Annotated in this window: 11 protein-coding genes; 5 read left to right on the forward strand and 6 right to left on the reverse strand. The window is 70.4% G+C overall.

The genetic code is table 11. The annotated features are described in order from the left end of the window. Window positions 1–448 precede the first annotated feature (448 nt). The 3 genes from C1I97_RS01375 to tpg all read left to right on the forward strand — a co-directional run bounded on the left by C1I97_RS01375 (window position 449) and on the right by tpg (window position 4,404). Window positions 449–982: a hypothetical protein gene (locus C1I97_RS01375; protein WP_111001374.1), complete on the forward strand. Its 534-nt coding sequence runs from the start codon at window positions 449–451 to the stop codon at window positions 980–982. Window positions 983–1,025: 43 nt separating this feature from the next. After that, window positions 1,026–3,686 (forward strand): DEAD/DEAH box helicase, encoded by a 2,661-nt coding sequence (locus C1I97_RS01380; RefSeq protein WP_111001375.1) that lies wholly within the window; start codon window positions 1,026–1,028, stop codon window positions 3,684–3,686. A 160-nt stretch (window positions 3,687–3,846) separates the two neighbouring features. Then, a complete protein-coding gene (gene tpg / locus C1I97_RS01385; RefSeq protein WP_111001376.1) occupies window positions 3,847–4,404 on the forward strand; it encodes a telomere-protecting terminal protein Tpg in 558 nt (185 codons plus the stop codon). 48 nt (window positions 4,405–4,452) lie between these two features. On the opposite strand, the gene C1I97_RS01390 is transcribed toward tpg, so the two are convergent. Genes C1I97_RS01390 through C1I97_RS01400 form a run of 3 tightly spaced genes read right to left on the reverse strand, consistent with a single transcriptional unit; the run spans window position 4,453 to window position 8,023 of the window. After that, window positions 4,453–5,553, reverse strand: a complete 1,101-nt coding sequence (locus C1I97_RS01390) for a hypothetical protein (RefSeq protein ID WP_111001377.1) — start codon at window positions 5,551–5,553, stop codon at window positions 4,453–4,455. A 5-nt stretch (window positions 5,554–5,558) separates the two neighbouring features. After that, window positions 5,559–6,302: an ATP-binding protein gene (locus C1I97_RS01395; protein WP_111001378.1), complete on the reverse strand. Its 744-nt coding sequence runs from the start codon at window positions 6,300–6,302 to the stop codon at window positions 5,559–5,561. Beyond that, the gene (locus tag C1I97_RS01400) at window positions 6,299–8,023 is read right to left on the reverse strand and encodes a Mu transposase C-terminal domain-containing protein (protein ID WP_111001379.1); all 1,725 of its coding nucleotides are present in this window, start codon (window positions 8,021–8,023) and stop codon (window positions 6,299–6,301) included. The genes C1I97_RS01395 and C1I97_RS01400 overlap by 4 nt, the downstream gene beginning before the upstream one ends. 317 nt (window positions 8,024–8,340) lie before the next feature. Between C1I97_RS01400 and C1I97_RS01405 the strand changes: the two genes are divergently transcribed. Continuing rightward, window positions 8,341–10,737 (forward strand): DEAD/DEAH box helicase, encoded by a 2,397-nt coding sequence (locus C1I97_RS01405; protein ID WP_258382366.1) that lies wholly within the window; start codon window positions 8,341–8,343, stop codon window positions 10,735–10,737. Window positions 10,738–10,784: 47 nt separating this feature from the next. On the opposite strand, the gene C1I97_RS01410 is transcribed toward C1I97_RS01405, so the two are convergent. Next, a complete protein-coding gene (locus C1I97_RS01410) occupies window positions 10,785–11,363 on the reverse strand; it encodes a DUF6262 family protein (RefSeq protein WP_181446507.1) in 579 nt (192 codons plus the stop codon). Next, window positions 11,360–11,881, reverse strand: coding sequence for a hypothetical protein (locus C1I97_RS01415; protein ID WP_258382367.1), 522 nt, complete (start codon window positions 11,879–11,881; stop codon window positions 11,360–11,362). Before C1I97_RS01415 ends, C1I97_RS01410 begins: the two co-directional genes overlap by 4 nt. A 61-nt stretch (window positions 11,882–11,942) precedes the next feature. On the opposite strand from C1I97_RS01415, the gene C1I97_RS01420 reads away from it, so the two are divergent. Further along, complete coding sequence (locus C1I97_RS01420; protein WP_111001381.1) at window positions 11,943–12,863, forward strand: IS5 family transposase; 921 nt, start codon at window positions 11,943–11,945, stop codon at window positions 12,861–12,863. On the opposite strand, the gene C1I97_RS01425 is transcribed toward C1I97_RS01420, so the two are convergent. After that, complete coding sequence (locus C1I97_RS01425) at window positions 12,820–13,356, reverse strand: hypothetical protein (protein ID WP_111001382.1); 537 nt, start codon at window positions 13,354–13,356, stop codon at window positions 12,820–12,822. The two genes, C1I97_RS01420 and C1I97_RS01425, sit on opposite strands and share 44 nt — an antisense overlap. Window positions 13,357–13,470: the final 114 nt, after the last annotated feature.

Genomic DNA, 13,470 nt, shown 5'->3' on the forward strand with positions numbered 1-13,470 from the left:
GCGGGTGCCACATCGCTGCGCGATGTGCAAGCGAACACCTCCGCTGCGCGGAGGTGTTGCGCTCCCGCTCCGCGGGAGCGCTGGCGGGTGGCTGCGCCACCCGCGCAACCCCGATGCTACGCATCGGGGTTGACGCTCCGTCCGCTGCGCTCCCGGAGCGGCGAGACTGCGTCTCGCTACTGGGCTTCCGCTGCGCTGCAGCCCGGGCCGGCGGATCCGCTGCACTCCCCCGCCTGACGGTCCTTCCGGCTGCGCCTCCAGGATTGTTGGGGCCCGCTGATGCAGGCCGGGCTGGCTGCGAGGGTGAGGGGTTGCTCGTTCGTTTCGGGTGCCGGTGTAGTGGGTGCATCAGTTTGATGCAGCATGTAGTGTTGGTGGAAATACGGGACACCCCTCAACCACCCGATGTGGGCCCAGATGCCCGCGCCTTTCGGAAAAGGGAAAACGCATGTGGAGTGCTCAGGACGTGGCGCGGGATCAGGTCCGGCGTCAGGCGAATGGCCTGGACGTCGCCGCCGTTGCGGAAAAGGTCGCGGAGGCCGCTGTCCGTGAGCGGGAAACCGCGGATCAGTTGAGGGGAAACGGTTCCTTCTACGAGTTCGAGATGGACCGGGAGCGGTTGGCTGTCATTTGGCTGGCCCAGCACGCTGAGTGGCGGCGCGTCAGGGACTTGATGGCTGCAGCCGGTTGGGGCGTGTACGAGCCGGAACGGGACGCTCAGGGCTCGGTGTGGGCTCGCGAGCGTGAGGAACGGCTTGCTGGTGCTCTTGCGGGACAGGCCGCCTTGGGGGAACGGCAGGGGGAGGAAGCGGATGAGCTGCGGGCGGAGGTCTGGCTGTCCGCCGCGCCCGGTCGGCTGGTCCGGGCGGTGGCCTACCGGGCGGGGCTGCGCCCCTCTCAGGTCCTGGCCGAGCTCGCCGAGCGGATCGTCGTGAGCGAGGACGGCACGGTGTCTGTGCCGCCTTTCACGCCGTCCCTGTGATTTCCGAAGCGAGCGGAAAAGAAGGCAGAGGAGGAGCGGGGAGATGCTGGGTATTCGGCTTCGGGAACACCAGGTGGCCCAGAAAGCGGCTTTCCGTCGGTGGGTGGGATTCCCTGCAAGATCATCTGTGTCCCCTCAGGGGGCCCGGGGCACGATCGTGTCCGCGACCGGATCGGGGAAGACGATCACCGCCGCTGCGTGTGCACTGGAGTGCTTCCCGGGCGGACGGATCCTGGTGACCGTTCCGACCCTGGACCTGCTCGTGCAGACCGCCCAGGCGTGGCGGCTGGTGGGCCACCGGGCGTCGATGGTGGCGGTGTGCTCGCTGGAGAACGACCCCGTGCTCAACTCGCTGGGGGTACGCACCACCACCAACCCCATCCAGCTCGCGCTGTGGGCCGGGAAGGGACCGATGGTCGTGTTCGCCACGTACGCCTCGCTGGTGGACCGCGAGGACATCGACGCACCCGAGGGCAAGGGCAAGGTTCGCGGGCCGCTGGAGGCCGCCCTGGCGGGCGGGGAGCGCCTGTACGGGCAGCAGATGAGCGGGTTCGACCTCGCGATCGTGGACGAAGCCCACGGTACGGCGGGTGATCTCGGGCGGCCGTGGGCGGCGATCCACGACAACCAGCGGATCCCGGCGGATTTCCGGCTGTACCTGACCGCGACCCCGCGCATCCTCGCCGCGCCCCGCCCGCAGAAGGGCACGGACGGGAAGGAGCTGGAGATCGCGAGCATGGCCGACGACCCGGACGGGACGTACGGCGCGTGGCTGGCCGAGCTCGGGCTCTCGGAGGCGATCGAGCGGGGCATCCTCGCCGGATTCGAAATCGACGTCCTGGAGATCCACGACCCCTCCCCCGTCCTCGGGGAATCGGAGGAGGCGCAGCGGGGCCGACGCCTCGCCTTGCTGCAGACCGCACTCTTGGAACACGCAGCGGCGTACAACCTGCGTACGGTCATGACGTTCCACCAGAAGGTGGAAGAAGCAGCCGCGTTCGCGGACAAGCTGCCCCAGACCGCAGCCGAGCTGTACGCAGGCGACGCCACCGGCGACGACCTGGCGGCCGCGGACCGGCTCCCCGCCTCGTCGATCGATGCCGACTTCTACGAGCTGGAGGCCGGCCGCCACGTACCCCCGGACCGGGTGTGGTCGGCGTGGCTGTGCGGCGACCACCTCGTCACCGAACGGCGCGAGGTGCTGCGGCAGTTCGCAGGCGGCATCGACGTCGGCAACCGGCGCGTGCACCGGGCGTTCCTGGCGAGCTGCCGCGTGCTCGGGGAAGGCGTGGACATCACCGGCGAGCGGGGCGTGGAAGCCGTCTGCTTCGCCGACACCCGCACCTCCCAGGTCGAGATCGTGCAGAACATCGGCCGGGCGCTGCGGCCCAACCGGGACGGCACCACGAAGGTCGCCCGGATCATCGTGCCCGTCTTCCTCCAGCCCGGCGAGGACCCTACCGACATGGTCGCCTCTTCCTCGTATGCGGGACTGGTCGCTGTGCTCCAAGGCCTGCGCTCGCACGATGAACGACTCGTGGAACAGCTCGCCTCCCGCGCCCTCACCAGCGGACAGCGCACAGTGCACGTCCGGCGCGACAAGGACGGGCGGATCATCGGCGCCGGCGGCGACGGGGAGGACCAGGAACAGGACGACACCCAGGCCGCCGCCGAATCGGCCCTGCTGCACTTCTCCACACCGCGCGATGCGGCCACCATCGCCGCGTTCCTGCGCACGCGGGTCTACCGGCCGGAGTCCCTGGTGTGGCTCGAGGGCTACCAGGCCCTCATCCGCTGGCGAGCCGAGAACGGCATCACCGGCCTGCACGTCGTCCCGTATGACGTTGAGACCGAGGTCGGCGTCACGAAGGACTTTCCGCTGGGCAGGTGGGTGCACCAGCAGAGAAAGGCCCTGCGGGCGGGGGAGCTGGAACCGCGCCGCAAGGAGCTGCTGGACGCGCCGGAGGCCGGGATGGTGTGGGAGCCGGGCGAGGAGGCCTGGGAGACCAAGCTCGCCGCGCTGCGCTCCTACCGGCGGGCCACCGGGCACCTCGCCCCCCGGCAGGATGCGGTCTGGGGCGAGGACGGGGCGATGGTGCCCATCGGGCAGCACATGGCCAATCTGCGCCGCAAGGGCGGCCTTGGGAAGGGCCCGGAGCGGGCCCGGGTGCGCGCGCAGCAGCTGGCGGCGATCGACCCGGACTGGAACTGCCCCTGGCCCCTGGACTGGCAGCGCCACTACCGCGTGCTCGCGGACCTGGTCGACGCCGACGGCAGCCTGCCCGACATCGCCCCCGGCGTGCTGATGGACGGCGATGACATCGGGCGGTGGCTTCAGCGGCAGAAGCAGCCGGGCACCTGGACGCAGTTGTCCACCGAGCAGCAGGAACGGTTGGAGAGGCTGGGCGTCAAGCCCGCCCCGGCGCCGCCTGGCGCCCCGGCAGCCGGGCGTGCGGCGAAAGGCACCAGCAAGGCGCAGCAGGCATTCCAGCGCGGCCTGGCAGCCCTCGCGCAGTGGGTGGAACGGGAGGGCTCGTACCGGCCGGTGCCAAGGGGTCACAGCGAACAGATCACGGTCGACGGCGAGACGGAGCCGGTGACCGTGAAGCTGGGCGTATGGGTCTCGAACACCCGCGCGAGGCGCGACAAGCTCACCCAGGAGCAGCGGGCCGCACTCGCCGAGCTCGGGGTGGGGTGGACGTAGCAGCCTTGTCGTCGGCGCTCCTCGGGCTCTCGTAGCCGACGCCGGCTGGTGCTGTCTCGCGAATACCGGAACCGGCGGTCAAGAGTGGGCAGCGTGGGAGAACTGACGCTATGGGCCGCAGGATGCCGGCCCTGTCGGCTGGCCGCTTGGGGAGGCGGACGTGGGGCAGATCGAGCAAGGGCTGGAGCACGCGTTACGCACCCGGCCCGTTCCCTCAAGCACCGAGGCCCGTCTGCGGTTTCTGCTGGCGACACACCGGCATTCCACCCGGAGGGTGGCCGCCGTGCTGGGCGTGTCACAGCGCACCGTGCAGCGGTGGGTGACACAGAAGCCCGGAGCGCGGCGCCCGCCGGGCCCGCTGCAGGTGGGGGCGATCGAGGAAGCCGTCCTGGCCCGGTGGCAGCCCCGGATACGGGCCCGCCGGCGTGCCCAGGCCGAAGCGGAGGGCTTCGTCTTCCACACCAGGGCGCGGTTCGGGTTCGCCGCACCGGCAGGGTCCTCGGACGATCCGCGGGTGCGGTGGATCACCCAGTACCTGCCGGGAGAGGTCGCCCGGGAGTTGTTCGCCGCCCGGGACGCCGGCGCGGGCGAGCAGCAGCAGTTGGCGATCCTGGCCCGCGCGCTGGGGCACGCATATTTCCGCGACGGGGGCCGACGCGCCCACGGACTGCACATCGCCTTCAGTGACCTCGAGTTCGCCGACTTCTCGATCGGATGAGCCCGCCCTTTCGATCGGGCACATGGCCGATCGGACGCGTCAGGGCGTTCAGCGCCGCGAGGGCCTAGCGCGTACGGCCAGCATCGCTTCGTACCTGTTGGCCTCCTGCCGCTCGCGCCAGTCCCACTCCACACGGCCGGCCGGGCCTTGACGGCGGGCCGCGGGCGGCTGGGGCGGGCGCAGCCTGGCCGTCTCCGCCACGCGCAGCAGGAGTGCACGGTTGCCTGGCGTGGCGAGCAGTTCCTGGTCCTGCCCGGATACGAGTCGGGCGAAGCAGGCCGCGGCCCGCAGGAAGACGCCCGCCCAGGGCGGTACGGGGTAGGCGGCGCAGCCGTCGGTGTAGCGGGCGCGGTCGTGCAGGGCGAGCGTGGCCGCGTCGTCGTCGTAGTCGCGGGGGCGGGCGGTAGCGAGTTGCTGGAGGGACGCGCCGGTGAACAATGCGGCGGCAATGGTCGCGGCCAGGCGAGGGTGCGCACTCGCCCCGTGAAGCCGGTGGGCGACTCGCTGGGCGGTGTGTGGGGTGAGAGGCGCGGGCGGCGGACGGTGCCGCCAGACGATCGGCGGCGGCGTGCACACGGCGGCGCAGGGGGCAGGGCTGTCGTAGGAGACGAGGCGGTCCAGTGCAGGCAGGGTGAGCCATCGGCTGGCTGGCCGGGCCGGTTGGTCCGCAGGCAGGGGTTCGGCGCAGGGCGTGCCGTAGTAGTGGCGGCGGGCGGCCTGGAAGTCGGTGGTGATGGTGTGGTCGGCCGTCTGCAGGGCCTGGTGCAGGGCGGCGGGCAGGTGGGGGCGGTGACAGACCAGGGTCAGGTGGATCCCGGTGAGTGTGCGCAGTTTCAGGAGGCGCATCGCGCGGCGGGCGGTGAGGCGGTGCGCGCGCAGCACGGTCAGCCGAGTGACGGGAAGGGCAGTGATCCAAGCGGTGGCGGCTTCCCAGGCAGGCTGACGACCGCTGGGGAAGCGGCCGGGGAGCAGGGACGGTTTGCCCAGGGCGGCGAGAAGGTCGTGGGCGAGGCCGGTCTCGCTGGTGGTACCCGGGCCGGGGTGCAGGGTGATCCGGCCGGACGGCAAGTGGTGGGCTGCCAGGGCGGTGTGCGTGTAGAGCGCGTCGTCGTGGCGGTCGATGACGACGGTGACGGGCGGCAATGGCATGGTGGTCAGGCGAGGCGGCTGAAGGCCCAGCGCAACAGCTCCTGGTCCACGCGGGCACGGCCGGTACGGGCCAGGGCGGTACGAGCGTGGGCGGTCAGCTGGGCCCAGGCGCGGAAGTTGCCGTGCGTGGCGTGGCTGTCGGCGAACGTGATGTCGTCGGGGTCGGCGTCGGCCCAGACCGGGTGGAACAGCGGGATCACCTCGAGGACCTCGCTGGGGGTGAGGCGGGTGAACTGCTGCCAGATGAAGACGCGGGAGGAGAGCATCGGTTCGCGGCGCAGCACGGTGTGGCAGCCCGCGCCGCCGACGAAGATGATGGCGAGCTGGGTTGAGGGTTCGTCCCACAGGTAGCGGAAGTATTCGAACGCCTCCCCGTTGAGCCACTGGGCCTCGTCGACGAGGAAGGTGCGGGGACGTTCGGCCAGGGCGGTCTTCAGCAGGCGGTCGAACTCGCTGGGATGGCGCGGTGGTTCGCCGGCCAGGTCGAGCGCGGTGAACAGTTCGTAGCGCACCGCGCGGGCGGTGGGCCGGGCCCGGAAGGTGATCTTGCGGACGTCCTCGCCGGGTTCGAGTTCGCGCAGGCAGGTGTTGACGGCGAGGGTCTTGCCGAAGCCGGCACCACCGTGGATGCACATCATGGCCCGCGCGGCGACCGTGTCGGTAATGTTCTCCCGGGCCGCCAGCAGCGCGCGGGTGGTGACCACGCAGGCGTCGGGCAGGTCGACGTACTGGTAGGTGGCCGCGGTCACGAGGCGCCTCCGTCTTCATCGGTGGTGAGACGTGTAGCCCGCCCGTCCGGGCCGTCCGGGGCAAAAGCGCCATCACTCCCGGACGGGACCGGGGCGGGCCGGCCTGGCGTGGTCAGCGCGGTCAGGGAAGCAGGGGTACGCCACCCGGCCGGAGGCGCGGCGGGCGGGATCAGATCGGGCAGCGCCCACTCGGCCGCATCCTTCAGCCGCTCCTGATCGGCGGCCCGGTCGGCCTCGGCCGCGCTCAACGAGCCCAGCCGCTCGGGCGGCTTGGCCTCGGTGACCGCGGCGTACCGAGTGCGGGTGTGCTCGGAGGCGGCAGACAAGGCGCGGGCCAGGCGCCGCTTCTCGGCATCCTTGCGCCGCCGGTGTGCCCTGCGCTGCTCGGGCGTGGCCTCATCCGAAGGGTGCGCCGGCCCCAGGTACTTTCCGGACGCAGCCTCGAACACCTCGATCTCGTGGTCGTGGTGCGGGATGTAGCGCAGGCGGACCTTCGTCCCCGCATCCGCGCCGCCGTGCATCCACTCCCCCACGTAATACCGATTCCTCCAGCGCACCCCGCTGGTGGTGAGCGTGCGCATACGTCCGTCGTCGGCGAGCGTGAACCGGTACAGCAGGCCCGGGTCCACATCCTCGATCGGAGTGGGATCGTCCCGCCACGCCTCAAGCGGCGTACGCCCGCCAAGGGCCTGCGAGGTGTGCTCTGCGTTCCACCACGTGACCCACTGAAGCAGCAGGCGGACGAACTCGGCGAACGGCAGCGGCTCCGCGGCGATGGCATGCTTGCCGCGGGCGCCGGGGCGCAGCCGGGTGGACGGGGCGTGGGTGTAGCGGGGCAGCGAGGCGAAGAGCATCTTCTCCGCGCACCTGTTCAAGTTCTCGATCGATCCCTTCAGATCCGGCCGATACGGCGGGAGCGGCTGCACTGGCACGGCGAAGTGACCCAAAGCGTCGGCGACGGTGGCCGAGAGGAAATCGGCGCCGCGGTCGATGCGCACCAGCGAGGGCAGGCCGCCGATCGGCCCGTACGGGCCGGTGGGGTCCTCATTGCGCGAGAGCGCAATCCGCAAGCTGGCGAGGATCGCGTCTCTGGAGGGCTGGTGCGGGGTGACCGCCGCGCCCGGAATCGTCTCGGTGGCACAGTCGATGAACCACGTCACCCACGGGAACACCAACTCGCCGTCCAGCAACACCTCGACCGGCACATGCTTGTGATCCGCCTCCCAGCAGGCATTCCGCCACTGACGCGGACGCCGCAGATGCACATCATGACGGCGCCTGGCGCGCTCCCCACCGACAAGGGCCGCACGCTGCCCGGCGTTCAGATCCAGACGAATCGCCCGGTGCAGCGTCGCCAACGACGGCACCGGATCCACCTCACGTCCCTCGGCGACGGCTGCGGCATACTCGCCCACCAGCTCCCGGTGCAGCGCGGCCGCGTTCCCGCACCACGCCGCAAGACGTCCATGCAACTCGTCCGTGATCCGAAACCGCTGGCGCCCGGCCGGCTCCATGCGCCCCTGGCGGCCATCGTCCAGCCATCGCCACACCGTCCGCAGCGACACCCCCGCCGACCTGGCGACCAGCTGCGCGTGCTCCGTGGTCAACTCCCCGCGCCCGTCCAGCGCCAGCAACCGTGCGAGCGCCTGCTCACGCCCCAGCGCCCGCGACACCAGCGAGACCTCCTCGGCCCCTGCCCCGTTCTCACCCGGCCCGGCCATGACGTACCCCCTGGCACCGACGCCGCGTACCGGCGCACATCAAGCACGTTCCCCGTCAACCCCCAGACACAGTCCGGCAGTTCACACGATCCGGGACAGACAAACCAATCCTGGAAACACGCGGCAAGCCGAGCGCTATACTCCCCCACCGCTCCGGAATCTGCACCACACCGACCAGCGGACACTCATCCCCGTGTCACCAACAGCGCATCACCCCGATGACACCACCCGCTGCATCACCCCAGACCAGACGCCCGCAGCCACCCAGTGACACCCACCGCAGAACCAGTGACACCCTCATTCAGATTCGCACCCCCATGGTGGCGGTGTGCTCGCTGGAGAACGACCCCGTGCTGAACGAGCTGGGGGTGCGCACCACCACCAACCCGATCCAGCTCGCCCTGTGGGCCGGGCACGGGCCGGTCATCGTGTTCGCCACGTACGCCTCTCTCGTGGACCGCGAGGACTTCGATGACCCGATGGGTCAGGGGCGCGTTCGCGGGCCGCTGGAGGCCGCTCTGGCGGGTGGAGAGCGCCTGTACGGGCAGCGGATGGACGGTTTTTCGCTCGCCATCATCGATGAGGCCCACTCAACCGCAGGCGATCTTGGCAGGCCATGGGCGGCGATCCACGACAACGCCCGCATCCCCGCCGACTTCCGGCTCTATCTCACTGCCACCCCACGCATCCTGGCTTCCCCCCGGCCGCAGAAAGTCGCGGACAGCGAGGAACTCGAGATCGCGTCAATGGGCCAGGTCTCGGAAACCTACGGGCCCTGGCTTGCCGAGCTCGGGCTCTCGGAGGCGATCGAGCGCGAGATCCTCGCCGGGTTCGAGATCGACGTCCTGGAGATCCGCGACCCCTCCCCCGTCCTCGGGGAATCGGAGGAAGCACAGCGAGGCCGGCGCCTCGCTCTGCTGCAGACGGCGCTCCTGGAGCACGCCGCAAGGTGGAACCTGCGCACCGTCATGACGTTCCACCAGAAGGTGGAAGAGGCCGCCGTGTTCGCGGAGAAACTGCCCCAGACGGCTGCGGAGCTGTACATCAACGACGCCTCCCACGACGACCTGGCGGCCGCGGACCGGCTCCCCGCATCGTCAATCGACGCGGAGTTCTACGAGCTGGAGGCCGGACGCCACGTACCCCCGGACCGGGTGTGGTCGGCGTGGCTGTGCGGCGACCACCTCGTGTCCGAGCGGCGCGAGGTCCTGCGCCAGTTCGCCAACGGCATCGACGCGGCCGGCCGCCGAGTCCACCGCGCCTTCCTCGCCAGCGTTCGCGTCCTCGGGGAAGGCGTGGACATCACCGGCGAACGGGGAGTCGAGGCCGTCTGCTTCGCCGACACCCGCGGCTCGCAGGTAGAGATCGTGCAGAACATCGGCCGCGCGCTCCGCCTCAACAAGGACGGCTCCACCAAAGTCGCGCGGATCATCGTGCCGGTGTTCCTGGAGCCCGGCGAGGACCCGACCGACATGGTCGCCAGCGCCTCGTTCCGCCCCCTTGTAGCCGTCCTCCAGGGCCTGCGCAGTCATGACGAACGACTCGTCGAGCAGCTCGCCTCCCGCGCGCTCACCAGCGGCAAGCGCAAGGTACACATCCGGCGCGATGAGGAAGGACGGATCGTCGAGGCCGGCGGCGCGGTGGGCGCGGACCAGGAGCAGGACGACACCGACGGTGCGGTCGAGTCGGCGCTGCTGCACTTCTCCTCCCCCAGGGACGCGGCGACCATCGCGGCCTTCCTGCGCACGCGGGTGTACCGGCCGGAGTCCCTGGTGTGGCTGGAGGGCTACCAGGCCCTGCTGCGCTGGCGTGCGGAGAACGAGATCACCGGGCTCTACGCCGTCCCCTACGACGTTGAGGTCGAAGTCGGGGCGACGAAGGCGTTTCCACTTGGGCGATGGGTCCACCAGCAGCGCAAAGCGCTGCGGGCGGGCGAGCTGGAGGAGCGGCGCAAGACCCTGCTGGACGCGCCGGAGGCCGGCATGGTCTGGGAGCCGGGCGAAGAGGCGTGGGAGACCAAGCTCGCCGCGCTGCGCTCCTACCGGCAGGCCACAGGCCACCTCGCCCCCCGGCAGGACGCCGTCTGGGGTGAGAGCGAAGCCGAGGGCCTCGTCCCGGTCGGCCAGCACATGGCCAACCTCCGCCGGAAAGGCGGCCTCGGGAAGGACCCCGAGCGCGCCGCGGTGCGGTCCGCGCAGTTGACCGCCATCGATGAGGACTGGGACTGCCCGTGGCCGCTCGACTGGCAACGGCATTACCGCGTCCTCGCCGACCTCGTCGACGCCGACGGCCACCTTCCCGACATCGCACCTGGCGTGACCTTCGACGGCGACGACATCGGACGATGGCTCCAGCGGCAGACCCAGCCGACCGCCTGGGCGCAGCTGTCGAGCGAGCAGCAGGAGCGGCTGTCAAAGCTGGGCTTGAAGCCCGTTGAGGTTCCGTCTCCGGCCCCGAAGGCCAAGCGCTCGGCAAAGCCGAGCAAGGCGCAGCAGGCATTCCAGCGCGGCCTGGCGGCCCTCGCGCAGTGGGTCGAGAGGGAGGGCCAGCGGTCGGTCCCGCGTGGCCACAGCGAAGAGATCACGGTCGACGGCGAGGCGGAGCCGATGCTCGTGAAGCTGGGCGTATGGATCTCCAACACCAAGCAGCGCCGCGGCAAACTCACACAGGAACAGTGCGACGCACTGCGGAAGCTGGGCATCGACTGGATCTGACGGTCGTCGGCGAGGACCCTCTCGTTTGGCAATGATCCGAGGCTGGGTCAGGGGCGCGGGGGCGGGGTGGTGAGGTACGGAGCGAGTTGGGCTTCAAGGTCGGCGATGCGTTTGTCCATGAAGCGGTTGTTCTGGCGGGCGCTGGTCAGTCGTTCTTGGATCTGCTGGTTGTCCTGGGTGAGTTGTCGTACGTGCTGCTTCAGCGTGGTGTTCTCCGTGACGATGCGCTGAAGTGAGCCTTCGGGGAGATCGTGTTCGAGGTCGCGGATCTTGCCGAGGAGTTCTGCGATGCGGGTGCGCTGGGTGCGGATTTCGCGCTGGGCTTGGGTGAGTGCGTCTTCGGCGTTGAGTGCACGTTCCTTCCAGGCGGACTGTGCGCGGCTGCCGCTGTTGGAGACTCCGGGATGGGGTCTGCTTGCTCGGTTGGCCTGCTCGATCAGGGCTCTGGCCTGCTGGTTTTGATAGAGGAAGGTGCGTGAGACGCGGGCGGTACGGGCAAGGGCTGCGACGGTGACAGGCGTATGGTCGCGTGCTGCGCCCGCCAGGGCGGTCTGGAGGCGTTCGAGCATCTCCTGGGTGGCTTGGCGGCGGGCTTGGACGGCCGCGTCGGTGCGGGAACTGCTCATGGCTGTCCTGTGGCGTGGTCGGGGGCCTGCAGTGCGGCAAGGTCTCGGGCGCGGAAGGCGGTGCTCCAGGTGCGGTGGAGGTAGTCCTGGGGGCGCCGCAGGTCCAGGGTGAGGGCTTCGTCGAGGATGCCGAGGGCGGCCAGGGCCTGCTCGAGTCCTTTGATGGCCTGGGCGGTGGGCTCGAAGACGGTGTGGAGGTAGTCGGCGGTTGCGTCGTCTGGGGCGTTCTCGGCGATGGAGCGCCACTGTTCGGCTTTGCGTCGCCAGTAGAGGAGGTCTGCGCCGGAGAGGACGAAGTTGTCGCAGTTCTCGCAGTCGAGTTTCCAGGGGCAGGATCCGCCGTCGACGACGGGTTGGTAGGTGCAGAATCCCCCGTCGGCGGGGGTACTGCGGCGGGAGAGGTCCAGGGCCAGGGCGAGGGCTGTCTCGCGGTCTATGAAGCTGTTGTCTTTTCGATCTTGAGCGGTGGCGGTCGAACGCGGGTTCCCGGTTGGGTGATCCTGCCGTGGCCAGCGCATGAAGACGGGGCCTCCTGAACAGCTCGTGGGTGTCGAATCCATAGAGCAACAGGAGGCCCCGATGCCGCAGTCTTCCGTGCCGATGGCCGGGCAGTCCAACTCGGCTGCTCCATCGTGTGATTGCCTCGCGCACGTGTACGGCAACGCGGCCGACGGGCCGCCCGAGCGGCAGCGCCGGTATCCGACGGACATGACGGACGCGGAGTGGGCCGAGGTCCGGCCGCTGCTGCCGGTGCCGGGCTGGATGCAAGGCCGGGGCGGCCGGCCCGAGGGGTACTGCCACCGGACGATGCTGGATGCGATCCGCTATCTCGTGGACAACGGAATCAAATGGCGGGCCATGCCCGCCGACTTCCCGCCGTGGGACCGGGTGTACGCATTCTTCCGCCGCTGGCGCGACCACACCCTGATCAAGGAGTTCCACGACCGGCTGCGCGCGCAGGTCCGCACGATGCTGGGGCGGGATGCGGAGCCGACGGCCGGGGTGATCGACTCGCAGTCCGTCAAGGCGGACGCCGTCGTCGGCGCGGACAGCCGCGGCTTCGACGGCGGCAAACTGGTCAACGGCCGCAAGCGGCACGTCGTGGTCGACACCCTTGGCCTGCTGCTGGGCGTCATGGTCACCGCCGCGGACATCGGCGACCGCACCGCCGCCCAGGACCTGCTGCGGCAGGTCGCCGACACCCACCACCGCCTCGCCCTCATCTGGGCCGACGGCGGCTACACCGGCAACCTCGTCGAGCACTGCCTGGCCAGGCTCGCCCTGGTCCTGGCGATCGTCAAGCGCAGCGACGACGTCAAGGGGTTCGTGGTGCTGCCCAAGCGGTGGATCGTCGAGCGCCTCTTCGCCCACCTGATGCGCAGTCGCCGCCTGGTCCGCGACGTCGAACGCCGCACCACCAGCGCCGAGGCGATGGTCTACTGGTCGATGACCCTGCTCATGACCCGCCGCCTGGCCCGGACACGCCCGCAGCCAGCGTGAACCGGCCCGGCGCCGGCTCGGCCAGCCAGCCGCGCGCGACCAGGCGCTTCGCCTTCGACCGCAGCGCCTCCACCCGCGCCGGCACCACGTCCATACCGAACGCGGCGGCCATCTCCTGGCAGGACAGCGGCCCTTGATGGAGCCGGACCCGATCGGCGAGGACCTGCAGGATGCGCTGGTAGTCCACCGACAGCACCGACCAGGCCAGCCCCTCACGCCACACCGGCACCTGCGACTTCGGCTTCGCCGCATCCCCGGCCGCCGACCGCGTGTCCGCGTCCCGCAGACCCCCGGTGACCTCCATGTCGATGGTGTTGCCGCGGTCCGGGGCCAGCACCGTATCGACCCGCCTGCGGGCGATCGCCCACTCCTGCCACTCCTGCTCGGCCGCGGCCAACTCGGCCTGGATGCGGTCGGCCTCCTCCCGCAGCTCGTCCACACGACGACGGGCAGCGAGCTCGTGCTGTTCCAGCAACCCCACCACCGACGGCATCCACGACCTCCACGGGAACGACGACACGACAGGCCACCACTCCCACCAGACCGCCGCCGCTATGCCCGACCAGCGAAAACGCCGTCCTCAAGCCCGGAAAGACAACAGCCTCTC

Source organism: Streptomyces sp. NTH33 (genome assembly GCF_003236365.1).
Classification (GTDB): domain Bacteria; phylum Actinomycetota; class Actinomycetes; order Streptomycetales; family Streptomycetaceae; genus Streptomyces.